Here is a 24,549-nt window from a genome sequence, read left to right on the forward strand (position 1 = left end):
CTTAGTTCTTTTTTGATTTCGAGTAGGCGCGCATCGCTTCGACCGATTTCTCGGCCGCCTCGGCGAGCGTATCGGCGACGATCACCTTTTCGCCCGACTCGGCGAGAATGCGCCGGCCCTCTTCGACATTCGTTCCGGCGAGACGCACCACCAGCGGCACGTTGACGCCGACCTCGCGGATTGCCTTGATCACGCCCTCGGCCACCCAGTCGCAGCGGTTGATGCCGGCGAAGATGTTGACGAGGATGGTCTCGATGTTCTTGTCGGCCAGGACAGCGCGGAATGCCTTGGCCACGCGTTCAGGCGACGCACCGCCACCGATATCGAGGAAGTTCGCCGGCTCGCCGCCGGCGATCTTGATCATGTCCATCGTGGCCATGGCGAGACCGGCACCGTTGATGATGCAGCCGATGTTGCCTTCGAGACCGACATAGGACAGTCCACGGTCGCTGGCGAAGGTTTCGCGCGGATCTTCCTGCGACTTGTCGCGCAGCTCCGAAATCTCGGCGCGGCGGAACAGGGCGTTTTCGTCGAACGACATCTTGGCATCGAGCGCGATCAGGTTGCCGTCCTTGGTGATGACGAGCGGGTTGATCTCCAGCATCGAGGCGTCGAAGTCGCGGAAGACGCGGTAGCAGCCGAGCAGCGTGTCGACGGCCTTGCCGATCAGGCTGTTGTCGAGGCCGAGGCCGAAGGCGATCTCGCGGGCCTGGAACTGCTGCATGCCGGCACCCGGATCGACGATGGCGCGGATGATCGAGTCGGGCTGCTTTTCGGCGATCTCCTCGATCTCCATGCCGCCAGAAGCCGACGCCACGATCATGACGCGCTCGGACTTACGGTCGAGCACGATGCCGAGATAGAGCTCCTGGCGGATGTCGACGGTTTCTTCGACATAAAGCCGCGACACCAGCTTGCCCTTGGGGCCGGTCTGGTGCGTCACCAGCTTGCGGCCGAGCATGGATTCGGCAGCCTCGGAGACCTCATTGTCAGTAGAGCAGATGCGGATGCCACCAGCCTTGCCGCGGGCGCCTGAATGGATCTGTGCCTTGACTACCCATTTGCCGCCGCCGATTTCGCTTGCGCGATAGGTTGCCTGCTCCGGGCTGTAGGCAAGGCCGCCGCGCGGGATCTGCACCGAGTAGCGGGCGAGCAGTTCCTTGGCCTGGTATTCATGAATATCCATGTCGAACTCCTCCTCAGTTTGGCAGGCCGTTGCGCGACCGCGCCGACTGCTCGATTGCGTCATGCATGACCAGGACGTTGCGGGCCATGCGTTCGGATGCGGCGTCGATCATCTTGCCGTCGAGAGCTGCGGCACCCTTGCCCTGCTCCTCGGCTTCCTTGAGCACTTCGATGATGCGGCGGGCGCGGGTGACTTCCTTTTCCGGCGGCGAGAACACCGCATTGGCCAGCTCGATCTGCGAGGGGTGGATCGCCCACTTGCCTTCGATGCCGAGCGCCGCGGCACGCTTTGCGCCGGCGATGTAACCCTCAGGATCGGAGAAGTCGCCGAACGGTCCGTCGATGGGACGCAGGCCGTAGGCGCGGCAGGCGACGGTCATGCGCGACAGGGCGGCGTGCCACTGATCACCAGGATAATCGGGGTTGAGACCACCGATGCTGACGGTACGTGCCTTGCAGCTCGCGGCATAGTCGGCGACACCGAAATGCATCGCCTCGAGCCGACCGCCATAAGCAGCGATTGCCTCGACATTGGCCATGCCAAGTGCCGTTTCGATCAGCGCTTCCAGACCGACGCGGGTCTTGAAGCCCTTTGCCATCTCGATCTGGCTGACCATGGCGTCGACCGTATAGAGATCGGCGGGAACGCCGACCTTCGGCACCAGGATGGTGTCGAGTTTGTCGCCGGCCTGTTCCATTACATCGACCACGTCGCGGTACATGTAATGGGTGTCGAGGCCGTTGATACGGACCGAAATGGTCTTGCCCTTGGCGCGCCAGTCGATCTCGTTCAGCGCCTGGATGATGTTCTTGCGGGCGCGTTCCTTGTCTGGCGGTGCCACCGCATCCTCGATATCGAGGAAGATGTAGTCGGCTTCACCGTCGGCGGCCTTGCGGATCATCTCCGGATTGGAGCCCGGTACGGCGAGTTCCGAGCGCTGCAGGCGCAGCTTGCGGAGGTGGTGGAGTGTATGGCTCATGCGATCCTCCCTCAGGCTGCCTTGGCGACGGCCGGCTGGGCCGACAGACGGTAGTGCTCGAGCGCGGCACCGACGCCGGAACCCGGCTGAACCTTGACGCCGCAGTCACGCAGCGACATTTCAGCCGCCGAGATCGCACCGCACATCATCACTTCATTGACCCAACCGAGATGGCCGATGCGGAACACCTTGCCGGCGACCTTGTTGAGGCCGACGCCGAGCGAGGTCTGGTAACCGTTGTAGGCGCGGCGGACGATGTCTGCACTGTCGATGCCCTCCGGAACCACGATCGCGCTAACCGTGTCTGAGTTCCACTTTGCTTCCTTGGCGCAGACACGCAGGCCCCATGCGTCGACTGCCTTGCGCACGCCGGTCGCCAGCCGGTGGTGGCGTTCGAAGATGTTGTCGAGGCCTTCTTCCTGGATCAGGTCGAGGGCAGCGCGCAGGCCGCGCAGCAGCTGGACGGCCGGCGTGTAGGGGAAGTAGCCAGTATCGTTGGCGCGGATCTGGTCTTCGAATGAGAAGTAGCAGCGGCTGAACTTTGCCGACTTGGCAGCGTTGAGAGCCTTCTGGCTGACCGACAGGAAACCGAGGCCGGGCGGCAGCATGAAGCCCTTCTGCGAACCCGACACAGCGCAGTCGACGCCCCACTCTTCCTGGCGGAAGTCGATCGAGCCGACCGACGACACGCCGTCGACGAAGAGAAGTGCCGGGTGCTTGGCGGCATTGAGCGCGGCACGCACCGCGCCGACATCGCTGGTGACGCCGGTTGCGGTTTCATTGTGGGTGACGAAGACCGCCTTGATGCGGTGTTCCTTGTCGGCTGCGAGACGCTCGGCATAGATCTCGACCGGAACGCCCGTGCCCCACTCCACATCGACGACATCGACGTCGAGGCCGAAGCGTTCGGCCATGTCGACCCACAGATGCGAGAACTGGCCGAAACGCGACATTAGCACGCGGTCGCCGGGGCTAAGCGTGTTGGTGATCGCCGATTCCCAGGCACCGGTGCCCGAGGACGGGAAGATGAAGGCACGGCCGGTCTCGTTGCGGAACACCTTCATCAGGTCGGTGAACAGGCCGCGCGTGAACGAAGGATAATCCGGCGCACGCATGTCTTCCATCGGCATGTTCATCGCCTGTCGGACACTCTCCGGAACGTTGGTCGGTCCTGGAACGAAAAGCTGATTGAAGCCGGCCATGAAAAGTCCTCCCGAAAACTGTTGCGGCGTAGTGCCTGTCTGTGGCTTTCGGGAGGATGATCGGTTTTGCACTGCCGGCTCACAACACCTGCCGGGATAGATTCGCGGACCTTTGGGCGTTGGGCCGGGCCTACTCTTTCAGATGTGCCGACCCCCTGTCGGATAGGGCGAAGCCTACCCGGCAACCACGCGCATTGTGTCAGTTCCGCTCACGCAAACTTGTCAGCGAGGGGGCTCGTTCTGCCGCGACTTGGGCCGATAATGGGTCGGAGAAGGAACCGCCCATGGACATCAAGACCTTTGGCTTCCTCGCGGCGACAGCCCTCTATCTGCTGCAGCCTTTGCCTGTTGTGGCGGATGACGCGCCGCCGAAATCGGGCAATTCCGTTTTTGACCGCGCCGTCGAACTCGTCGTCGACAATTTCCACGACGCCTCGGCGCTTCCGCGTTTCGGCACTACGGTCAGGCAGGAAATCGGCAAAGAACCGCTCAACGCGAACAGTTCGGAGACACGGGTCGACAAGGCGATCGACAGCGTGCTTGCCAGTCTTCAGGCCTCACACACCGGCCGTTTCGAGCCAGACACGATCGCCTATTTCGAGCTCGCCGACATCTTCCGCTTTGCCATCCGCAATAACATGCGGCGGCTGTTTCCGCCCGACGGCCAGGTCAGCTACCCCGGCATCGGCATGATCGCCGAACCACTGGCAGGCTCGCTGTTCGTCAGCGACGTCTATGACGGTTCGTCGGCGGCGCGGGCAGGCATACTGACCGGCGACGAAATCCTTTCGGTCGACGGCGCTCCCTATCATGAGATTGCATCGTTCACCGACAAGGTCGGCCGCGACGTCGAGATCAGGCTGCGCCGGAACGCCGGTGCCGAACCTATCTCCGTCAAGGTTGGGGTGGAGCGGCTGCGCCCGCTCAGGACTTTCGAGCGAGCGATCGAGACAAGCATCGGCATCACTCAGCGTGAGGGGAAGCGGGCCGGCTATGTCAGGCTGTGGACGCTTTCGGCACCTGACGGCCTAGACATCGTTGCCCGCGAAATGGCGGATGGTCGCCTCAAGGACGTCGACGGCATGGTCGTCGACCTGCGCGGACGATGGGGCGGCGGCCCTTCCGATGCGGCCGAGCTGTTCGTCGGCGACACCCCGACATTCCGGCTCATCCCGCGGGACGGCGAGGCAACGCTTGCCAATGTGCGTTGGCAAAAACCGGTCGTTGCCATCATCGACGAAGGCGCGCGAAGCGGGCTTGAGCTGTTTGCCTATGCGCTGAAGAGCAACGGCATTCCGCTCGTCGGCTCCCGCACCGCCGGTGCGTTGCTGGCCGGACGTGCCTATCTCCTACCGGACGACAGCCTGCTTGAAGTGGCGGTCTCCGACGCTGTCATCGGCGACGACGTGCGGCTGGAGGGCATCGGCGTCGCGCCCGACATCCCGGTTGACTTCAGCCTGCCCTACGCCGCGGGCCGGGACCCGCAGCGCGAAGCCGCCCTGCAAGAGATGCAGCGCATCCTCGCCGGCGGCTGAGCACTATCACACCCCCGTCGTCGGACGATGCTTGGTGCCGTCGATGAAGCGCTCGTAACGAAAGGCCGTCGGGTCCACCAAAGGCTTATCGCTGGTGACGATATCAGCCGTGAGCCGCCCAGCGGCCGGGCCGATGCCGAAGCCATGGCCGGAAAAGCCAGTGGCGATGACCAGCCCGGGCAGCGACTTGACCGGCGAAATCACCGGCACCGCATCTGGCGTGGCATCGATGAAGCCGGCCCAGCGTTGCAGCGTTGGCACGCCTTTCAGCACCGGAAATACCTTCTCCATATTGGAGCGGGCAGCTTCGAGCGGAGCAACCGCCGGTTCCGGATCAAGCGTGCGGTGCCGCTCATAGACACTACCCTCGCCTTCCAGCCTGGGTGAAAGCCCGAAGGGACCACCGACAAAATCACCAAAGCGCAGGCCAATGGAGCGCCATTCCCGCGACAGGATCGGCAGGAAATCGGTGAAGTAGCGAAAGCTGTCGGGGTTCACATGATGATAGCTGATGGTGCCGTTGGCGATGGTGTAGCCGCCGTCAAGGCGCTTGCGATAGGCAAAGCCTTCCGTCCAAGCGGCACCATCGGGACCGCCTTGAACAGGACCGGTACGCATCACCGACGAGCGCACGGCAAGTTGCGGCAGGCGGATGCCGACCGATCGGCAGAGCTGGCTCGACCACGCGCCGCCGGCGACGACAACGGTGCTGGTACGGATCGGGCCGTTCTCGGTCACCACGCCCGAGACGCGACCACCCTCTGTCTCGATCTCGCGCACGGCGCAACGGAGCAGGATGCGCGCGCCGGCACGCTGGGCGGCACGGGCGATCGCCGGCGCTGCCTTCTGCGGTTCGGCCCTACCGTCGCTCGGCGTGTGCAGTGCAGCCCGGAACATCTTCTGAGCACCCGGCATGAGTTCGGCCAGCGCCCTGCCCTCGATCATCTTGCTATCGAGCGCATAGTCGCCGGCGTTTTTCACCCATTCGGCATGATGTTCGACGTCGCTGTCGTCCTGGCAGAGATAGAGGATGCCCGTGCGGCGAAAGCCCACGTCTTCGCCGATAAGCTCCTCGAGGCCGCCCCACATCTTCAGCGCTTCGACAATCAGCGGCAGCTCGCGCGGATCGCGGCCCATGCGGCGGCACCAACCCCAGTTGCGGCTCGACTGCTCGCCGGCCACGTGCCCCTTCTCGCAGACGACGACCGAAATGCCCTTGCGCGCCAGGAACAACGCCGCGCTGGCGCCAATGATGCCGCCACCAACGATGACGACGTCGGCACTCTTCGGCTGGATGTCGCCAGCGGGAACCGGATCGACTGGAGGCCCCATTCATTTCTCCTCGATGTGCCAACGGGAGGCGTGCCAACCCGTCTTGAAAATAACATACAGTACTGTATGCATTGGCGCCCAATTCTTGCAATGCCGCCGAAGCTAACCGGCGATCGAACCGGGGGGAAGAGCCATGTCGCCGCGAAAGATCATCATCGATACCGACCCCGGCCAGGACGATGCCTTTGCCATCCTGTTCGCGCTCGGCTCGCCCGAGCTCGAGGTGCTGGCGCTGACCACCGTCGGCGGCAACGTGCCGCTGGCGCTGACCTCGCGCAACGCCCTGCAGATCGCCGAGCTCGCCGCTCGCTCCGACCTACCGGTCTATGCCGGCTGCTCGCGCCCGATGGTCAAGGCGCTCAAGACCGCCGAATATGTCCACGGTCCGACCGGCATCGACGGCTGCGTCCTGCCCGAACCGACTAAGCCGCTACAGGACAAGCATGCCGTCAACTTCCTCGTCGACACGCTGATGGCAGCGCCCGAAGGCGAGATCACCGTCTGCACGCTCGGGCCGATGACCAATCTCGGCATGGCGATGGTGATGGAGCCGCGCATCATCCCGCGCATCCGCGAAGTGGTGCTGATGGGCGGCGGTTTCTTCGAGGGCGGCAATGCCACGCCTGCGGCCGAGTTCAACATCTGGGTCGACCCTCATGCGGCGGCAGTCGTGTTCGATTCCGGCGTGCCGGTCACCATGGCCGGCATCGACTGCACCTACACTGCACAGATGACGCCGGAATGGTTGCAACAGCTGCGTGCGCTCGGCACCCGCTCGGCCATCGAAGCCGCCAACATGGCCGACTTCTACCGCCAGTACGGCTCGCACAAATTCCCGACCGAGGCCCGTCCCATCCACGACGCCTGCGTGACCGGTTATCTGCTCGCGCCGCATCTTTATGAGCAGAAGCAGTGCAACGTAACCATCGAACTGATGTCGCCTGAGACCATCGGCATGACCGTAGTCGACTGGTGGCACGTCACCGGCCGGCGCAAGAACTGTAACGTTTTGCGCCGCATCGACGCCGACGGCTTCTTCGCGCTGATGCTAGAGCGCTTCGGCAACCTCCCCTGAGGGACTAAGAGATGAAGCGCAGCCCACCTCCCGAGCGATCAGCCAAGTCCGAGACGCGCAAAACGCTGTCTCGCCAGGCGTGGATTGCCGCTGCCATCGCTGCGTTGGAAAAGAAGGGCATCGCCAACGTCAAGATCGACCACCTGTCGAAACAGCTGAAGGTCACGCGCGGCAGCTTCTACTTTCATTTCAAAAACCTGAAGGACTTGCTCGACAGCCTTCTGGAAGAATGGCGCCAGCGCAATTGCAGGCCGTTCGAAGCCCTCATCGACCAGGAGGGCATCGACGGCCCGGCTTTCTTCGACGCGGTAACAGGCGTGTGGATCAGGGAGGACCCGTTCAGCCCACGGCTCGACCAGGCCATCCGCGACTGGGCGCGCGGTTCGGCGGTGATTGCCCGCAAGGTGCAGGCGCAGGACGATTTTCGCATGGCGCTGCTCGTCAGGGCGTTTGCCGCGATGGGCTACGACCAGGACGAAAGCCTGATCCGCGCCCGCATCACCTATTTCCAGCAGATCGGCTACTACGCCACCCACTTCAAGGAGCCGCCGGCGGACCGCAAGCGCTTCCGCTCGCTCTACACCAAGATCCTGATCGGCTCCGACTAAGACAAGTTACTTCGAGGAAACGAAATGTCCCTGCCCGTGCCTTACCTGTCCGCCCGAACGCTGACCGTCGTCAAGAAGATCGATACCACGGGCGCGGCACGCATCGTCAATCTCGGGCTCAACGAGAGCTGGCTCGGATCGGCGCCCGGCGTGGTCGAGGCAATTCGCGAGGCAGCGCCCAACGTATTTCGTTATGCCGACCCGAACTGCGGTACGATGCGCGCGGCAATCGGCAAGCAGTTCAACCTCGACCCGACCCGCATCGTTTGCGGCAACGGCTCGGAAGAGCTGCTCGATGCCGTCGGCCGCGTCTACGCGCGCGCCGGCGACGAAATCCTGTTCCCCGCCTATTCCTTCCTGCAGTTCGCCATCGTCGCCTATCGCCTCGGCGCCAAGGCAGTCGAGGCCTCATTGGGCCCCGATTTTTCCGTCGATGTCGATGCGCTGTTGGCGGCCGTCACGCCCAAAACGCGCGTCGTCTTCCTTGCCAATCCCAACAATCCCACCGGCTCGGTCGTTCCGATGGACGAGGTGGCGCGGCTGGCGCGCGAGTTGCCATCGCATGTCGTTCTGGTGCTCGATGCGGCCTATGCCGAATATGTCGACCCGGCCGAGGCTGTCGCGACCTTCGAAATCGCCGATCGCCATCCCAATGTCATCGTCACCCGCACCTTCTCCAAGGCCTATGGCCTGGCGTCCGCGCGCGCTGGCTGGGCCTATGCCTATCCGGAGGTGGTCTCCGCGCTGAACAATGTGCGCGGCATCGGCAACGTCAACGGCCTGGCCCAGGTGGCGGCTACTGTCGCGGTCGGGGAACAGGACTTCGTCCAGCACGTGCGCTCCCGCACGGCCGAGGAGCGCGAATATCTCGAAGGCGAACTTCGCAAGCTCGGTTTCGAGATTTCGCCAAGTGCCGCCAACTTCGCCTTCGTTCGCCTGCCCGGCGCCTATGCCGGCTGGGCCCAGGAGACGGTGGCGCGGCTCGCCAGGCAAGGCTTCATCATCCGCTCGAACGAAGACTACGGCTTGCCGGAATGGCTGCGCATTTCGATCGCCGACCGGGCCGATCTCGATGAGATGCTCACCCTGTTGCGCGTCGAAGTCCGTGCTGCCAACGGCTAGGAAACCGCAAGCAACACAGCCGCTTCACGCTCCGAGTGCGAGGCATGAGCGGCATCCGCACCGGGATGGTCCTTTTGCCTGTTGGTTCCAGGTCGGGTGAAACCCAGCCTGGCCAGGCCAAGGCGGACTTCCGGTGCGCCCATGAACAGCTTCCACAAAAGCCCAGTTCGGTGATTTTCGATCATTGCGACGATGGGGCCCTGGTTGATGGCCAGATAGGTTCGGGCATACCAGTTGCGGTTTTCGCAGAACGCGTCGACGAAGCCGAAACGGCCCCAGATGCGATTCCTTGGCTTGGTCAGGAAACCACGTAGAGCGGCCATCGCTTGATCAGGAACATAAGGAAAGCTGGACAGTGCCGCACTCGGCGTGATGACGCCGACATCTCTATCGGGAGCATGCGCGATGTAACCCGTCGGCCCGTGAGACGCGGTGAGCCCCCAGCAATCAGCGCCGTAGCCTTGATGGTTATGCGGGTTGAGCACGCAATGGCGATGGTTAATCCGCGCGTGCCCGACATTTTGTTCCCAATAGTCGGCATAGCGGTCACTTAAGCCACGGGGATCGAGCCCGCAGAAGGAATAGTGCGCGAAAAAGAGCGGGCCGCCAAAGTCCGTACCGAGCGGCAAGACGATCCCGTGATGGTCACGCCCGTTTTGGAACGCTGGTCCGCCAGCAAAACCGTCGTGGTAGCAATCCGGATCTATGGCGTGATGTTGCGATCCCGCTGCCAGAACGAATGCAAGCAAGCACTCGTTCCAGCCTTCGATCGGGCTGTTCATCGCCCAGCCATGCCTCGGGCTCCAGTGCCAGTAGAGTTTGCCTTTGCGCGCAAACCAATCCCACTCGGCCTGCGCCAGCAGCGCGTTCACCCGATCGCGAAAACGCTGCTCGTCGCCTGCAATCTGGTCGAGATATTCGCGGGCACAAATCAGGCCCTGAAACAGAAACGTCGTCTCGACAATGTCGGCGCCATCGTCCTTGCGTCGGAACGGAATGGTGTCGCCCGTAGAGCCGTTGACGAAATGCGGGAACATGCCGTGGTGCCGCGGCGAGCCCTCAAGTACATCGAGCATCCGATGCAATCGACGAAGGGCTTCGGCGCGATCGACCCAGCCGCGCTCGACCGCAACGATGATGACCATGATCCCGAAGCCGGAGCCGCCGATCGCCACGAGATCGTTCGGCGCGTCGCCGGCGGTCTTCTGTCGGTCCCGGGCAAGGCCACTGACCGGATGGCCGCCCTCCCAGAAGTAGCGGATCGTATGACGCTGCACGATATCAAGCAGGGCGTCATCGGACAGTTCGGACGAATCTTCTGGAAGGTCGATCGTCGGAGGCAAGGCAAGAATCATGGTGCCAGTATGCCGCCAAATCCGTCACTGAAGAGGCCGCTCGCACAAGCTAGTCAGTCGACGTTGCCGCACGAGCATGCCTGCCGGTCATGCTTTCAATCTTGATCCTATAAAATACCGATGGTGAAGCGTCCACCATTCCTCTAGCGCGAGGCTTCAGACTTCCTGGCTCCCACCAGTTGGCGTGTTGCTGAAGCAGGGACCATGCATGATCGCGATCACGTCGCCACTGTGGCGTCTCTGGCAGTTCCTCAAAAAGACCGAAAACGATAACGCTTCGCCACTCTCGATTGGCGCCCACTTCGTCGACCAGAACACACACCTCAGCATTCTCGCGCATCCAGTCGATCTTCTGACCCTGCATCGAAAAGCTATACAGATGATCGTCGGACAATGCGTAATAGAAGGGCACGATGTAAGGCCGATTGTCTCGTACACAAGCCAGCCGTCCTAGCCGTTGCGCCGACACGAGGGCCGTGTTTTCTTCTCGCGTCATCTCCTGCACTATCATTGCCTGCTCCTACTCCTCCGACTTCGGCGTCTGTGGGCATAGCGGCGGCGCCGTGAGACGCCGCCATAGTGATGGTTAGCTGGCCTTGGCCATATGCCAAACGCCGCCAACGCCTTCGCCGTTCATTTCACCTGCCTTCTTGTCCTTGGCATAGGTGTAGAGCGGCTTTCCGTCATACGCCCACATCTTGGTGCCATCAGTCCGGTCAACGACAGTCCACGCGCCCTCGGCCTTTGACTTTGCATCGGCCTTGAGCGCTGGCCAAGCTTCGGCACAAGCATCATAGCAGCTGGATGCGCCCGCTTTGTCTTTGTCGAACGTATAGAGCGTCATGCCCTTCATGTCCGTGTATATTTCGCCTTTTGGCGTCTTCGCCATCATTGCCGGCTCAGCAGCAAAACCCGATCCAGCGGTCATAAGTACAGCTGCAAGTCCAAATGCAATGCGCTTCATTTTGATTTTCCTTATTGTTGGTGGGCGGTCGAATGCCGCCAGAAACAAAACGTCCGGCTGCTGATCTTCGTTCCTCTATTTGCAGAAATATTTGCCGTGCGGAATAGCTGACCAACAGTGTAGACGCGAACTTGATAAAGGCGCAGGGTCGGTTGTCGGCCGCTCGTCTTAGGGCGCGGCTGATTGAGGGCGGCCATCGTGCCCTAGCCCCAACTGAAAGGAGGACACAGTGTCTTCCAACCATCCGACTTCCGAAGACATGAGCCTGAGCGCGCGCTTGCAAGCCAAAATCCGTCAAGGTAGCTCTCAGCCCGACAGCACAGCTGCGACAGCGCAATTTCTGAGTGACAACTTCCAAGGCGGAACAAGAGCCGTCGATGGCCTTCGCAGGCGTTATGCGAGCTACGCACGCCAGCGTAAGACCATGGATTTGGCCATCGATCGGTGGGACGACGAAGGCGGCGCGATCGCCACGGCGTCACCAAAGCCGCACAGGGGCGCCACACGGTGAGGCTGATCGTAGACGTGTCAATCACGCTGCCGGCAAGCGGTGGCGCGCAAGTGAATTGCACGAACGCAACCGCCTTAGCTAGCCAAGCGGCCATCTACGCTCCGAGCGAAAAATGGAAGAGCCCCTGATGGCTGAACTGCATCAGCGCCGCGTCAAACTCGTGCGTCAGCTTCTCGATGTGGCGGACGACCCGCATGCGGTCACGCAGCAGGACATGCAAGCCCTTTTGCGCGAAGCGGCCCGCATTCTCGGCGGCCTACTGACGCGGGACATGCCGACCTCTCGACTGCATGATGAGGCGGAATGACCTTGGGCACGCAACATCGCAGCGCGCGCAAGTCAGCCGACAAACCTATCTAAGTCGATGGATGTTTGCGGTTCCTACTGGACGGGAAACCTAATCCCCGTCCGGCACCCAGCGCATTAGTGGCTCCCGGTTGTCCGGGCACTTCGGCGATCTGATCTTCCGACTATCCTGCACTGGAGCAAAAAGATGACACTCGCCTTTCCAAACAGAAGCCGCAGCTATGACGCCGCGAGAAAAGCCATACGTTTCTTGGGATACGATGGCACGTTCGAAGTTCCGTTTTTCATCGAGGTTCAGGCTCTCAAGCCCGCACAGCCGGCCGCAGACAATGAAACACGATATCTTGCCGCCTTCGATGCGGCTCGAATTTCGATCCAGGACGTCGCTCGTGAAGTCTATTCCCACGGACGCAAGCGCTTGTATGTGCTGACCGCACACGACTTTAGATGACGCGCTGCCGGCCGGCCTTTGTCGGAGCCGCCACCAGGACGGCTCCGACAGGGACAGCTAGGCCTTGGTCGTCACGGCTCCAGTCGATGGCTCGCGGCCTGCACTGCGGTGCTGCCACCAATCGCCGAGAAGCAGCAGAATCGGCGCTGCGATGAAGATCGACGAGGTCGTTGCGATGAACACGCCGAAGACCATCGGAACGGCGAAGTTCTCGACGGCACTACCGCCCCAGATCGCCATCGGCAGCATCGACAGCAGGATGGCGACGGAGGTGTAGATACAGCGCGCGAACACCTGATTGATGCTCATGTCGATGATCTCGCGCAGCGGCATCTTCTTGTAGAGACGCAGGTTCTCACGCATGCGGTCGTAGACCACGACCTTGTCGTTGACCGAATAGCCGATGATGGTCAAAAGTGCTGCGATCGCCGTCAGGTTGAAGTCCAGCCCGAACAACGCGAAGAAACCGACCATCTTGGTGGTATCGAGCACCAGCGTGGCGATGGCGCCGATGGCGAAGTTCCACTCGAAGCGCCACCAGATGTAGACCAGCATTGCAAGCGCGGCCAACACCACGGCCAGGATGCCGGACTGCGCCAGCTCGCCGCTGACCTTCGGACCCACCACTTCGGTGCGTTCGAACTTCACGCTTGGATCGAGCTTCTGCACCGCTGACTTGATGGTGTCGACGGCAGCGGTCTGTGCTGCCTCGCCACCCTCCTGGCGCTGCACGCGGATCAGCACGTTGCCGTCGCTGCCAATCTGTTGCAACGCCACCTCGCCGATGTTCAGGCCACCGAGCGTGCTGCGCAGCTGTGCCAGGTCGGCCGGGGTCGACGTCGCGATCTCGACCTGGATGCCGCCCTTGAAGTCGATGCCGTAGTTGAGGCCCGGCTTGAAGAACAGGCCGATGGAGGCCAGCGACAGGAAGATCGACATGCCGATGCCTAGATAGCGAGCCTTCATGAACGAGATCGAGGTCTTCTCCGGGAAGAAGCGGACGAGCGGTTCGATGGTGATCGTCTTCAAGCGCTTGCGACGGACCACGGCGGCCATGAGGATGCGCGTCACCGAAACGGCGGTGAACATCGACAGGCAGGTGCCGAGGAACATGGTGATGGCGAAGCCGCGCACCGGACCGGAGCCGAACATGAACAGCAGGCCGGTGGCGATAAGCGACGTCACGTTGGCATCGACAATGGTCGAATAGGCGCGCTTGAAGCCATTGTCCAAGGCAGCAAACGCACTGAGCCCCTTCTTCGACTCTTCCCTGATGCGTTCGTTGATCAGGATGTTGGCGTCGACGCCGAAGCCGATGCCCAGGATGATACCGGCGATGCCAGGCAGCGTCAGCGTGCCGCCGATCAGGGTCAGGACACCGAAGGTCAAGATCAGGTGCAGCAACAGCGCGAAATTCGCGATCATGCCCCAGGTGCCGTAGAGCGCGACCATGAACAGCACGACCGCCACGAAGCCGGCGACGCCGGTGTAGATGCCCATCTTGATGACGTCGCCGCCGAGGTCGGGACCGACGGTGCGCTCTTCGATGACGGTCAGCGGTGCCGGCAGCGCGCCGGCGCGCAGAAGCGCCGACAGCGTCACCGTCTCTTCAACGCTGAAGCTGCCGCTGATCTGGCCCGAGCCTCCGGTGATCGGTTCGCGGATATTCGGCGCAGACAGCACCTTGCCGTCGAGCACGATGGCGAACGGCTTGCCAACATTGGCAGCGGTGATCTCGGCGAACTGGCGCGCGCCGACACTGTCGAAGCGGAACGAAACCAGCGGTTCCTGGGTGCGCTGGTCGAAGCCGGCGCGGGCGTCGGTGAGGCGTGCGCCATCGAGCGCGACGCGGTCCTCGACCGGATACTGCGCGCCGGACTTTGCGTCTGGCAGCATCGACACGCCACGCGGCAGCGGCTCGCCATTGGCGACGTTGGCCACCATGTGGAAGGTCATCTTGGCGGTGCTGCCGAGAAGCTCGCGCAAACGTGTCGGATCCTGCAGACCCGGCAACTGGACAAGCATGCGGTCGCTGCCGACACGCTGGATCGTCGGCTCGGCGACACCGACCTGGTCGACGCGCTGGCGCACGATCTCGAGGCTCTGCTGGAGTGCGGCGTCGAGCTTGTCGCGCTGGCCAGCCTCGGTCAGTACGACCTTGATCTGCTTGTCGGCAGTGGTGACCTCGATGTCGGGCTTGCCCCCACCAAGACCGAGGCCGCCGCTGACGGGAACGGCCAGCGCCTGCAGCGTGGCGAGGGCTGTCGCGCGCTGCGCGTCGTCGGCAATGTTGACGACGATGGCATCGCCGGCGAGCCGCGCCGAGGATGCGTTGATGCGCTCCTTGCGCAAAGCGCCACGCACATCGTCGAGCAGCGAGCGCAGACGGTCGGTCTTGAGTGCCGCCGCATCGACTTCAAGCACCAGGTGCGAGCCGCCCTGGAGGTCAAGGCCGAGCGTGACTTGCTGTTTTGGAAACCAGTCGGGCAATGCTGCCAGTTGCTTGGCCGTGAGGACGTTGGGAAGCGCGGCAATGATGCCGGCCAAAATGATGATGGTGTATGTCACCACCACCCATCGGGAGGTCCGCATATGATCTATCCTGTAAAAGCCATCGCCGCGGCGTCAGGGCACGCGGACAACGGCTGTTAGTTCAGCGGCGCGGCGTCGGGGCCGCACCATCACAAATGTTCAGGAGATGGCTGGCGGCGCGCGCGCGCCATAGGTCGGCCCAGAGGGCGAGACATCCGTCCGCAAGACGAGATCGGCCCGCGGACGGGCAATGGCCATCGCAAGCGTTTCGATCCTGGAAGGGATAATTGCCGACTTGCCGTCGTCGTGCTGCGGCATCGCCTTGGCGCTGCGCCAATCGACGACGACGAATGTTCGCTCGGGAATGGCGGGGCCGGTATGACGTCCGCGCACGTCCATCTGGCCTGGAGCGGGTTCAGTGGCCACAGATGCCAGAGGCATGCTGTCGACCAGCGACCCGCCAACCATGGCAAACATCACCGAAAGGCATAGCAGCATGGCCGGCAACATGCCGGTCGCAAGCGATCTATATGCCTTGGTCTGCTGCATCAGGCGGTGGCGCGGTCCGTGATCTCTGGGGCTGATTTGCCCAAGGAGCCTCCCAGTAAGGCATTTTGATGGATACGCCAAGCAAGTCTCGCCGCTCGCACAGTTGCTATCGGTGCAAACGCAAGTGCCTTATACTCGATCAGGCGTAGAGGTATCCGACCCCACGAATGGTCTTGATCACCTCCGGCTTTGTCGGATCAGTCTCGATTTTCTTGCGCAGTCGCGAAATGCGAATGTCGATGCTGCGGTCAAACGGATCCCAGCCCCGGTCATGCGCAAGCTCGAGCAACTGGTCACGATTGAGTATGCGCCCCTTGTTCTCGGCGAACACCTTGAGCAGCCGGAACTCCATCGGGGTGATTGCTATGTCCCCGCCTTCGGCATCGAACAGCTTGCGCGTTTCCAAATCCAGCCGACAGCTGCCAAATTGGGCGCTCTGGGGCCCAAGAGCATTTTCTGAAATACGGTCCCTGCCCGTCGTCCTGCGCAGCACTGCCTTAACCCGCGCCAGCAATTCGCGCAGGTCAACCGGCTTGCCGATGTAGTCGTCGGCACCGATCTCGAGGCCGACAACGCGGTCGATGATCTCCGCCGAGCCCGTCAGCATGATGATCGCAACCTCGGAATGCTCACGCAGGTAGCGCGCCAGGGAGAGGCCGTCCTCGCCCGGCATGCGGATATCGAGGATCACGACATCGACGGGCTGGCTCTCGACGATCTGGCGCAAAGCCGGCCCGGCATCGGCTGTCGTCACGGCATAGCCATGGCGTTCCAGATACTCCGCGACCATGTCGCGGACATCGGGCTCGTCATCGCAAACGACGATCTGCGAACTGGCAGTCACCGGGTCCTCACCTCAATTGGAAAAGTACCCCTCTTCGCCGAGGGCGGCAAATCAAACGGCTTCATTCACGCCTGCCTGACGACAGCCCTGAAACAAACCGGCGCAATTCGATCGGCTTCACCGGCTTTTCCAGAAAGGGCCGCTTGGTGGCACGCAGGAAGACCTGCGCATCGGGGCTGATCGTGTCGCCTGTCAGGAAAGCAAGCCTGTCGACCTCCGCCGGGTGGTAATCGGCGATGTAGTTATAGAGCCGCCGACCATCCATGCTCGGCATCTTCAGGTCGCTCAGGATGACGGCAAACGTGCGTTTCCTGAGCTGCGTCAACGCTTCTTCGCCCGACCTCGCGACGACGACAGTGAATCCGTCGCGCATTAGGACTTCGGCGATCAGGTCGGCAACCTCCCTCTCATCATCCACCACCAGGCACGAAAGGCCCGCCGAGCTAGATGGCTCTTCGTCGGCCGGCCCGGATACTTCGACGAGGCGATCGGAAGCAGGCAGCGAGACGACGAAGGTCGAGCCACCGCCGGGCATGGTTTCAACCTCGATCGTTCCCTGGTGCGCCTGGATGATGCGATGGCAGAAGGACAGACCGATGCCGGTGCCGGCGCCGACCTCCTTGGTGGTGAAGAACGGCTCGAAGATGCGGGGCAGGATTTCCTCCGGGATCCCGGGGCCGGTGTCGGTGACGCTGAGGGTGATGTTGCCGCATTCCGGGTGACGCCCCGTGGCAACCAAAATCTTCCTCGGGCCCTCCCAATGGTGAAGCGCGTGCTCGGCATTGACCAACAGGTTGATCAGCACCTGGCTGAGTTGATCGGGATCGCCCCAGATCGCCGGCAGATCCGGCTCGAGATCGAACATGAGCTGGATGTCGGAAGAGCGGATCGAATAGTTGACCACTTCGAGCGCAGCCGAAACAACCTCGTCTATCGCGACATTTGTCGCCCGCGTCGGCTGTTGCCTGGCCATGGCCAGGAAGGTCTTGACGATACGGGCGCAGCGTTCCGCCGCCTTGCTGATCTTGTCAGCTCGCTCGACCGTCTTGGGGTCGACCGATGTCTCTTTCAGCGTCAGCGACATGCCGAGCACCACCGACAGCGGATTGTTCAGCTCATGAGCAACGCCGGCAAGCAACCCGCCGAGCGCCGACAGCTTCTCGTTCTGGTGCAGCTTCTCGCGCTGGTGTTCGAGCTGCTTCTGCAACTCGATGCGGTCGCTCAGATCGTAGGTATGGGAAACAATGACCTGCTCGCCATGGAAATCGATCAGCCGCGACGAGATAGAACACCAGAATGCCTGGCCGTCGCTGCGCTTGAGCTGGGTTTCGAATTCGTCGACCGCGCCATCGCGCAGCAGCCGTTCGACATATTCGTCGCGATGCGCCGGAGTGGCGAAGTGGTCGAGCGCGCCGGCGACGTCGCCCAGCAGCTTCGTCGTCGCCGGGCTGCTATACAGCTGCTTGCCGTCATGCGCGCGCGTCATCTGGATGCTGACAGGGCTGGCCTCCAGGACCCTGCGTACCAGATCGTCCGCCTCCTTGGCCGCCAGTTCAGCTCGCTTGCGCTCGGTGATGTCGAGCCGGGTGACGACGAAGCCGCCCTCGCGGGTCGGGCTGTTCGAAACGAAAAACCAACCACCGTCGGCATGCTGGAATTCTTGCTGCCGGTACTCGCGCCGATCCCTCGCCCGCTCGGCCAGCCACTCGTCGATCTTGTCGCCGGGAACGCGGAACTGGCTGCGTTCGGCGGTTACACGCAGGAAATCGAACCAGTTCACTCCCGGGACCAGCACATCCGCGCAGATGGCATGCATCTTCCGATACTGGCTGTTGGCCAGCACCAGGCAATCGTCTTTGTCGTATAGCGCGAACCCTTCGGCCAGTGACTCGATCGCGTCGGTGAGACGGTTGTTTGCCTGGCGCGTCTGTTGCTGCGCCATGATCATGCCGTTGATGTTCGTCGCGTTGGAAACGATCACCTTCTTGCCCTGGAAGTCGATCAGCCGCGCCGAGAGCGAGCCCCAGAAAATGGTGTCGTCGGAACAATATTGCCGCACGCGGAAGTCGTCGATGCTGCCCTTGTCCAGAAGGGTACTGACCAGAATTTTCCTGTCGCCAGGGTCGACATAGTAGTCCGCAATGTGAGGGCGGTCGCCGTAGAGTTCCCGGCTGGCGGGATTGGCATAGAGAGTCTCGCCTTCGATCGTCGACATGCGTGTCGGCGATGGGCAAGCGTCCAGCACCCGCTGCATCAGCGACGTCGCTTCGCGCTCGGCCGCCTCGGCCTTCTTGCGCTCGGTGATGTCGAGCACGCCAATGACCAACGAGGGGCGTGAGCGGAAGACGCTTCGCCGCCAGTTCGTCGAGCACCAGACGTGTGACCCGTCTTCGCGCTGCATCTGGATCTCGCAGTCGCGCAGAATGTCATTGCCGTGGACACAGCGGCAGGCCTGATCGAATTCGTCCGGGTTCACAAAGTGGTCGGTGAGGCGCTGTTGCAGTTGCGGTTGCCATTTGCGGCCAAGCAGGTGCGACCCGTCGAGGCTCTCGTAGAGGATCTGCTTGCTTTCTTCGTCGACGACCCAGACCGGCAGCGGATGGCTGTCGGTGATGCAACGGAAGATTTCGGCGCTATCGATATGCGCGATCTGGGCCAGCTTCATTTCAGTGATGTCGGTGCTGATCAGCGCGATGCCGGCGTCGAGGCGGGGATGGCTTGTCAGCAGTTTCCAGCCGCCATCGACGGTTTGCGCCTCGATTGGCGGCACGTTCGGCTGCCGCCAGCGCAGCGCGGCGCGGCGCACGAAATCATCGGTCTGTTCTACAACAAGACTGTCGAAGCTGGCGAATTGACGAAGTACCAGGGCAACGGCTGCGATGACATTCATCGGCGGCTGCTCACCGCGCGGCTGGACAATGCCGCCGAAAATCTCGGCGTTGGCGTCGACGAGAATGTCGTTGCTGTCGAATAGCGCGTAGCCCGTCCGAACATTCACGGCCGGATCACCAGCTCGCATGATCGTCTCCTCAATCCTTGCGCGGCCACATCACGGCGGCGTGAGCGCGGCGGATGATTACAAGCGCTCTGTTTCGGTATGAGGTCGAAACTCACTCACTTTGTTTCAATTGTTTCGGCCTGAGAGCCATTTTCGCGCAATCACGCGAACTAACGAAACCTTTTCCCTCAGCTCAGAAAAAGCGCCGAAACAGGCCTGAGCTAACTTCCGCCATGTCGACTTCACTGGGTCGGCTCCCGGCATGCGGAAGCAGCCAGTCTATCAAAATCCCACGGGATGTTGATAGGCGGCCCGCAGGCGAGGAGCCCACTAAGTCGAGAACATAAACGTCCTCAAGGAGACATGAGATGCGATCGACCATTTTGGCTTTTTGCGCTGTTCTGCCGACCTTCGGCGTGGCGCACGCTTTCGACTTCGCTTCCACCTTTCAATTCCCGCCCGCCGGGATGATGTCGTCACGGCACGAGCCGTCGAACACGACATCCTCGCGGATTGTGAAGAAGCAGCGCGTTTCATTGGGCGCGACTCCAGGGCGGCTCACGTCGCGCCGACTGTTCGGGATCCTGCCTCTGTCTGCAACGGCCGGCAGCGGGCACGGCTCGATCGGGCTTTCGTCAGCTGCCTCGATGGCGATTGGCGGCCCTGCTCGTCCAGGCAGTCACCATGCACCCTGCGGCACCCCGCAGATCGACTGAACATCGCATTGAAACAAACGAAACACTTCTCCCCGATGCCGGGAACATGCCCGAAACAGGAGGGGTCTAGATCAGGAGCGTCGCCGACTTCGGCACAGCTCAAAGGAGTTCGACATGACTGCATTGACCATTCGATCACCCGCTGCCGGCCACGTCTTGTCGCTGGCTTCGCGGATCGCTGCTGCCCATCGGGCATTCTGGCTGCGTCGCGCCCATCGCCGCGCGGTGTGGAATCTCGGGGAACTTGACGACTACCTGCTCAAGGACATCGGCGTGGCACGTTCCGAAATCCAGTCGCTTGTCAGCGATCCATCCGGCGATCGGAAGCGCGGCCATGAACACGATGTGGAATAGCGCCAGCTGGCAGGCCGATCCGGGCCACATATGCCAGACGGCGCTCGGACAGCCTGTGCCCAGCAAGACTGTGCCAGCCTCGCCCGTACTCGCGCTGCATGGCTCCGCGAGTACGGGCGAGCTATGGCAAGGCACCGCAGACTACCTCCGCGGACGCCACCGGCTGATCGCGCCGAATTTATCCTGTCATGGCAACAGGCAGACCGCCCGCGATATCCCCGATATCGTGGGTGTCGTTCTCGGAACGATGACCGAGCCGATGCATCTTGTCGGCCATGGGCACGGTGCGGCGGTGGCATTGGAAATTGCACTGTTGTGGCCGGAACTGGCCAAAAGCCTGACGCTGATCGAGCCCGCATTGTTCCATCTGCTGCGCGACGGGGCTCAGTCCGATCTCGCCTTGTTCGCCGAGCTTGCCAGCATGGCCGAGAAACTGGCGACAGCAGCAAGTGCCGTCAGCCCAACCGCCGGCATGCGCACCTATGTCGACTTCTGGCATGGCGCGGGAGCCTGGCGCCGGACAAGCGAAGGCCTCCGGCAAGAGCTCACGCGCCACGAGGAGCAAGTGGGCAGCGATCTCGCCGCTGCACTTGCCGCGACCTGGCCGGCGAGCCGTTGTCGCGAACTCAGCTGCCCGACGCTTGTGGTGATGGCACTCGACAGCCCGATCGCCAGCTTGCGCGTCACCGAAATGGTGGCCGAGGCTATTCCAGGCGCAAGGCTTGCCATGGTTCCCGAAGCCGGACACATGGCGCTTCTCACCGACCCCCACATCGTCAACCCGATGATCGCAGCGCATTTGCGCGCTACCGACGGAGCGCGCACGGCCCGCAAGTCGCGGCGTCCAACGACGGCATTCTCCCATTCGTTTTGACCGACCGGCACTTTGCCGGTCGGTGCGTTCGCGTTTGCCCAGCCATTCGGCGGGTCTATCCCGCGCTTGCGGGATACGAGCAGATCTTTCCGCTCTCGCCCGCACTTCCCCATCCCGTCGCGTTGCAGCTGGTTCGACAGAGCCAAGATTGCCCCCTCGCGCTTGGCTGCAGCCATCACGACTGTCACCGCACCCAATCAACCCACGCTAAGCCTAATCGTCTTGCGCGCCTGTGCCTGGTCACAAACCATCGCGCCTAGGTGGCTGCAACGGCACCGCGGCTACTCCAGCAGCACACGGAGCCTGCCCTTTCCGGCCGGAAAGCATCGCAACGTTTCGCTTCCTGCCCGCGGCTGAAACAAACGAAACACTTATCGCCAGCTTCTGAAAACAGCTCGAAACGGGGCGCGACTAGAAATGGGACGTCGCCGATGTTGGCGTCACCTCCCAAGAAAGGAACTACCAAATGAAGAAGATCATCCTGGCTGCCGCATCCCTCGCCTTCATGTCGGGCGCCACCCTGGCATCGTCGAACAACGGCGTGGTCATGAAGTTCAGCCCGGCATCTCGCGTCATCACCCTCGAGAACGGCCACAGCTTCACCGTGCCGCGTGACGTCGCCCTTCCAGCTTTCCAGATCGGCGAAAAGGTCTCGATCCAGCTCAACGATGAAGGAGACAAGGTTACCAGCGTCCTGCGCTGATCGACGCCTCCGCACCGCCACAGAGCAGCTTGACGGCTGCCGCAAAGCCATGGGCCGCCCCTGCCCATGGCTTTTTGCCGTTTGCCGGCATGCGCGGACTAGGCCGCGTGCAATAACCGCGCCTGTTCAGGCGGCGGGCGTCTGGCCGTTCTTCTGCTGTCCCTTGGCCTTGGCATGCCAATCGAAATCAATCGAGCCCTCTTCCGCCTTGTGGAAGAACTGCGAACACACCAGCCAGCCCTTGAGCGGCCGCAACAGCGCCATGCAGCTCAGGACGGTCAGTGGCAAAGTGATGAACAGGTGCACCCACAGCGGCAGGCCGAAGGCCGTCTGGAACCAGGCGCCGAAGGCCAGTGCCGGCACCGCCGCGATGGTCATGGCGAAGAAGGCGGGGCCATCGGCGGGATCGGCAAAGGAATAGTCGAGCCCGCAGACCTCGCAGCGCGGCGCAAGCTTCAGGAAGCCCTGAAACAGATGCCCCATCTGGCAGCGCGGGCAGAGCCCCTTGATGCCTGTCTTCATCGGGTTGTCGGTGGGGGTGAACCCCTCCGCTGAATACCTGGACCGAGACATGTGCGTCTCCTCTTTGCGGGTCGCAAACACGCGGGCAACGCCACTGCGCGCCCCTACGTCCCAACACATAGGGCGCTTCCCACTTGTCGGCAAGGGTCAATATGCATATAATTCACATACATTCCGATCAATCTACGAATGTATGGAAAGTAGCCACGCCGAACGAGACCTGTGCGCGTCCGCCACATGGGGCAAAATGTCCCCCGGGGTGCGTCGACTTTCCGCGCTGCGCAGATCAAGATGGGGGTCTATTGCAAGGCGTGAGCAATACCTGACGACACTCGACGAGTATTCCGCTTCGACCAGCAATCGCGCGCAGGCCGATTGTACATGCAAGAGAGGTCCTTGATGTTCGGCCTAACCGCACTCGAACTGGCCCGCATACAGTTCGGCTTTACCATCTCCTTCCACATCATCTTTCCCGCCATCACCATCGGTCTCGCAAGTTACCTCGCAGTGCTGGAAGGCCTGTGGCTGTGGAAGCGCGATACGGTCTATCGCGACCTCTATCATTTCTGGTCGAAGATCTTCGCCGTCAACTTCGCCATGGGCGTCGTCTCCGGCCTTGTCATGGCTTATCAGTTCGGCACCAACTGGAGTTATTTCTCCTCCTTCGCGGGCTCGGTCACCGGGCCGTTGCTCGCCTATGAAGTGCTCACCGCCTTCTTTCTCGAGGCCGGCTTCCTCGGCGTCATGCTGTTCGGCTGGAATCGCGTCGGTCCTGGCCTGCACTTCTTCTCGACCATCATGGTTGCGGTCGGCACGCTGATTTCGGCGACCTGGATCCTCGCCTCCAACAGCTGGATGCAGACCCCGCAAGGCTTCGAAATCGTCAACGGCATCGTCATCCCGGTGAACTGGTTCGAGATCATCTTCAACCCGTCATTCCCCTACCGGCTGGCGCACATGACGGTTGCCGCCTATCTGGCGACCGCCCTGTTCGTTGGTGCGTCGGGCGCCTGGCATCTGCTGCGCGGCAACGACAACCGCCACGTCCGCACCATGATGTCGATGGCGATGTGGATGGTGCTGATTTCCGCGCCGGTGCAGATCCTGATCGGCGACCTGCACGGCCTCAACACGCTGAAGCACCAGCCCGCCAAGATCGCGGCACTCGAAGGCCATTGGGAAAACAAGCCCGGCGAAGCCGTGCCGCTGACCCTATTCGGCTGGCCCGACATGGAGAAGGAAGAGACGCTCTACGCGATCAAGGTCCCGAACCTGGGCAGCCTGATCCTGACCCACACCTGGGAGGGCCAGTTCCCCGGCCTCAAGGAATACGCCAAGGAGGACCGTCCGAACTCGACCGTGGTGTTCTGGAGCTTCCGGGTCATGGTCGGGCTCGGCATGCTGATGCTGCTGCTCGGCGCCTGGGGGCTTTGGCTGCGCTGGCGCAAGCAACTCTATGAAAAGAAGCTGTTCCTGCGCTTCGCCACATGGATGGGCCCGGCGGGCCTGATCGCCATCCTCGCCGGCTGGTACACCACCGAGATCGGCCGCCAGCCATGGATCGTCTACGGTGTTATGCGCACCAAGGACGCCGTGTCGAACCATTCCGTGCTGGCGATGAGCACCACCCTCATTGTCTTCATCGTCGTCTATTTCATCGTCTTCGGCATCGGCACGAGCTACATGCTCAAGCTGGTCGGCAAGGGCCCCGAAGTGGACGAGCACGATCCGGGCGAGGACGACATGAGCGGCCGGCCGGCGCGTCCGCTATCCGCCGCCCACGAACAAATCGACATGTTCGCGCCGACCCACGCCGACAGGAAAGGCTGAA

General features: G+C 62.2%; 23 protein-coding genes and 1 pseudogene. 12 read left to right on the top strand and 12 right to left on the bottom strand.

Going from position 1 to position 24,549, the window contains the following annotated elements:
- Position 1 precedes the first annotated feature (1 nt).
- The 3 genes from ACSQ3E_RS25270 to ACSQ3E_RS25280 are packed head-to-tail and all read right to left on the bottom strand — an operon-like array spanning position 2 to position 3,367.
- Positions 2-1,186, bottom strand: coding sequence for a malate--CoA ligase subunit beta (locus ACSQ3E_RS25270; protein ID WP_310323700.1), 1,185 nt, complete (start codon positions 1,184-1,186; stop codon positions 2-4).
- 13 nt (positions 1,187-1,199) lie between these two features.
- Positions 1,200-2,165 carry an HpcH/HpaI aldolase/citrate lyase family protein gene (locus tag ACSQ3E_RS25275; protein ID WP_184770562.1) on the bottom strand — a complete coding sequence of 322 codons (966 nt, stop codon included), beginning with the start codon at positions 2,163-2,165 and terminating at the stop codon, positions 1,200-1,202.
- Positions 2,166-2,176: 11 nt separating this feature from the next.
- The gene (locus ACSQ3E_RS25280; RefSeq protein ID WP_436124761.1) at positions 2,177-3,367 is read right to left on the bottom strand and encodes an aminotransferase class V-fold PLP-dependent enzyme; all 1,191 of its coding nucleotides are present in this window, start codon (positions 3,365-3,367) and stop codon (positions 2,177-2,179) included.
- Between the two features lie 284 nt (positions 3,368-3,651).
- On the opposite strand from ACSQ3E_RS25280, the gene ACSQ3E_RS25285 reads away from it, so the two are divergent.
- The gene (locus ACSQ3E_RS25285) at positions 3,652-4,902 is read left to right on the top strand and encodes a S41 family peptidase (protein WP_436124762.1); all 1,251 of its coding nucleotides are present in this window, start codon (positions 3,652-3,654) and stop codon (positions 4,900-4,902) included.
- A gap of 6 nt (positions 4,903-4,908) precedes the next feature.
- Here the strand turns inward: ACSQ3E_RS25285 and ACSQ3E_RS25290 are convergent, their stop codons facing one another.
- Entirely contained in the window at positions 4,909-6,234 is a 1,326-nt protein-coding gene (locus ACSQ3E_RS25290) for an NAD(P)/FAD-dependent oxidoreductase (RefSeq protein WP_436124763.1), read from the bottom strand.
- 133 nt (positions 6,235-6,367) lie between these two features.
- On the opposite strand from ACSQ3E_RS25290, the gene ACSQ3E_RS25295 reads away from it, so the two are divergent.
- Genes ACSQ3E_RS25295 through ACSQ3E_RS25305 form a run of 3 tightly spaced genes read left to right on the top strand, consistent with a single transcriptional unit; the run spans position 6,368 to position 9,039 of the window.
- Entirely contained in the window at positions 6,368-7,309 is a 942-nt protein-coding gene (locus ACSQ3E_RS25295; protein ID WP_436124764.1) for a nucleoside hydrolase, read from the top strand.
- Positions 7,310-7,320: 11 nt separating this feature from the next.
- Positions 7,321-7,917 (top strand): TetR/AcrR family transcriptional regulator, encoded by a 597-nt coding sequence (locus ACSQ3E_RS25300; RefSeq protein WP_436124765.1) that lies wholly within the window; start codon positions 7,321-7,323, stop codon positions 7,915-7,917.
- A gap of 24 nt (positions 7,918-7,941) precedes the next feature.
- Positions 7,942-9,039, top strand: a complete 1,098-nt coding sequence (locus ACSQ3E_RS25305) for a pyridoxal phosphate-dependent aminotransferase (RefSeq protein WP_436124766.1) — start codon at positions 7,942-7,944, stop codon at positions 9,037-9,039.
- On the opposite strand, the gene ACSQ3E_RS25310 is transcribed toward ACSQ3E_RS25305, so the two are convergent.
- The 3 genes from ACSQ3E_RS25310 to ACSQ3E_RS25320 all read right to left on the bottom strand — a co-directional run bounded on the left by ACSQ3E_RS25310 (position 9,036) and on the right by ACSQ3E_RS25320 (position 11,358).
- Positions 9,036-10,394 carry a glucoamylase family protein gene (locus ACSQ3E_RS25310; RefSeq protein ID WP_436124767.1) on the bottom strand — a complete coding sequence of 453 codons (1,359 nt, stop codon included), beginning with the start codon at positions 10,392-10,394 and terminating at the stop codon, positions 9,036-9,038. The genes ACSQ3E_RS25305 and ACSQ3E_RS25310 overlap by 4 nt on opposite strands.
- Before the next feature lie 49 nt (positions 10,395-10,443).
- Positions 10,444-10,905: a pyridoxamine 5'-phosphate oxidase family protein gene (locus tag ACSQ3E_RS25315; RefSeq protein WP_436124768.1), complete on the bottom strand. Its 462-nt coding sequence runs from the start codon at positions 10,903-10,905 to the stop codon at positions 10,444-10,446.
- Positions 10,906-10,980: 75 nt separating this feature from the next.
- Positions 10,981-11,358: a COG4315 family predicted lipoprotein gene (locus ACSQ3E_RS25320; RefSeq protein ID WP_436124769.1), complete on the bottom strand. Its 378-nt coding sequence runs from the start codon at positions 11,356-11,358 to the stop codon at positions 10,981-10,983.
- Between the two features lie 638 nt (positions 11,359-11,996).
- On the opposite strand from ACSQ3E_RS25320, the gene ACSQ3E_RS25325 reads away from it, so the two are divergent.
- Positions 11,997-12,176 carry a hypothetical protein gene (locus ACSQ3E_RS25325; RefSeq protein ID WP_436124770.1) on the top strand — a complete coding sequence of 60 codons (180 nt, stop codon included), beginning with the start codon at positions 11,997-11,999 and terminating at the stop codon, positions 12,174-12,176.
- A gap of 186 nt (positions 12,177-12,362) precedes the next feature.
- Positions 12,363-12,626, top strand: a complete 264-nt coding sequence (locus tag ACSQ3E_RS25330) for a DUF1488 domain-containing protein (RefSeq protein ID WP_310323729.1) — start codon at positions 12,363-12,365, stop codon at positions 12,624-12,626.
- 57 nt (positions 12,627-12,683) lie between these two features.
- Here the strand turns inward: ACSQ3E_RS25330 and secD are convergent, their stop codons facing one another.
- From secD to ACSQ3E_RS25350, 4 genes are all read right to left on the bottom strand, one after another.
- Positions 12,684-15,218 (bottom strand): protein translocase subunit SecD, encoded by a 2,535-nt coding sequence (secD, locus tag ACSQ3E_RS25335; RefSeq protein WP_436124771.1) that lies wholly within the window; start codon positions 15,216-15,218, stop codon positions 12,684-12,686.
- 99 nt (positions 15,219-15,317) lie between these two features.
- On the bottom strand, positions 15,318-15,707 hold the full coding sequence (locus tag ACSQ3E_RS25340) for a hypothetical protein (RefSeq protein ID WP_436124772.1): 390 nt from the start codon (positions 15,705-15,707) through the stop codon (positions 15,318-15,320).
- Positions 15,708-15,846: 139 nt separating this feature from the next.
- Entirely contained in the window at positions 15,847-16,551 is a 705-nt protein-coding gene (locus tag ACSQ3E_RS25345) for a response regulator (RefSeq protein ID WP_436124773.1), read from the bottom strand.
- 61 nt (positions 16,552-16,612) lie between these two features.
- A complete protein-coding gene (locus tag ACSQ3E_RS25350) occupies positions 16,613-19,216 on the bottom strand; it encodes an ATP-binding protein (RefSeq protein WP_436124774.1) in 2,604 nt (867 codons plus the stop codon).
- On the opposite strand from ACSQ3E_RS25350, the gene ACSQ3E_RS25355 reads away from it, so the two are divergent.
- The 5 genes and pseudogenes from ACSQ3E_RS25355 to ACSQ3E_RS25375 all read left to right on the top strand — a co-directional run bounded on the left by ACSQ3E_RS25355 (position 19,193) and on the right by ACSQ3E_RS25375 (position 22,196).
- The gene (locus ACSQ3E_RS25355) at positions 19,193-19,525 is read left to right on the top strand and encodes a hypothetical protein (protein ID WP_436124775.1); all 333 of its coding nucleotides are present in this window, start codon (positions 19,193-19,195) and stop codon (positions 19,523-19,525) included. The genes ACSQ3E_RS25350 and ACSQ3E_RS25355 overlap by 24 nt on opposite strands.
- Before the next feature lie 392 nt (positions 19,526-19,917).
- Positions 19,918-20,265, top strand: coding sequence for a hypothetical protein (locus ACSQ3E_RS25360; RefSeq protein ID WP_436124776.1), 348 nt, complete (start codon positions 19,918-19,920; stop codon positions 20,263-20,265).
- Between the two features lie 114 nt (positions 20,266-20,379).
- A pseudogene (locus tag ACSQ3E_RS25365) lies at positions 20,380-20,568 on the top strand (DUF1127 domain-containing protein); the annotation flags it as partial.
- Between the two features lie 31 nt (positions 20,569-20,599).
- A complete protein-coding gene (locus tag ACSQ3E_RS25370) occupies positions 20,600-21,493 on the top strand; it encodes an alpha/beta fold hydrolase (RefSeq protein WP_436124777.1) in 894 nt (297 codons plus the stop codon).
- A gap of 466 nt (positions 21,494-21,959) precedes the next feature.
- Entirely contained in the window at positions 21,960-22,196 is a 237-nt protein-coding gene (locus ACSQ3E_RS25375) for a DUF1344 domain-containing protein (RefSeq protein WP_436124778.1), read from the top strand.
- Positions 22,197-22,322: 126 nt separating this feature from the next.
- Here ACSQ3E_RS25375 and ACSQ3E_RS25380 read toward each other — a convergent pair whose 3' ends face one another.
- Entirely contained in the window at positions 22,323-22,769 is a 447-nt protein-coding gene (locus ACSQ3E_RS25380; protein ID WP_310323746.1) for a DUF983 domain-containing protein, read from the bottom strand.
- Between the two features lie 348 nt (positions 22,770-23,117).
- Here ACSQ3E_RS25380 and ACSQ3E_RS25385 point away from each other — a divergent pair, with 348 nt between their 5' ends.
- A complete protein-coding gene (locus ACSQ3E_RS25385) occupies positions 23,118-24,548 on the top strand; it encodes a cytochrome ubiquinol oxidase subunit I (protein ID WP_436124779.1) in 1,431 nt (476 codons plus the stop codon).
- The last annotated feature ends 1 nt before the right edge of the window (position 24,549 follow it).

The organism is Aminobacter sp. LjRoot7, assembly GCF_964252895.1.
GTDB classification, from domain to species: Bacteria; Pseudomonadota; Alphaproteobacteria; order Rhizobiales; family Rhizobiaceae; genus Aminobacter; species Aminobacter aminovorans_B.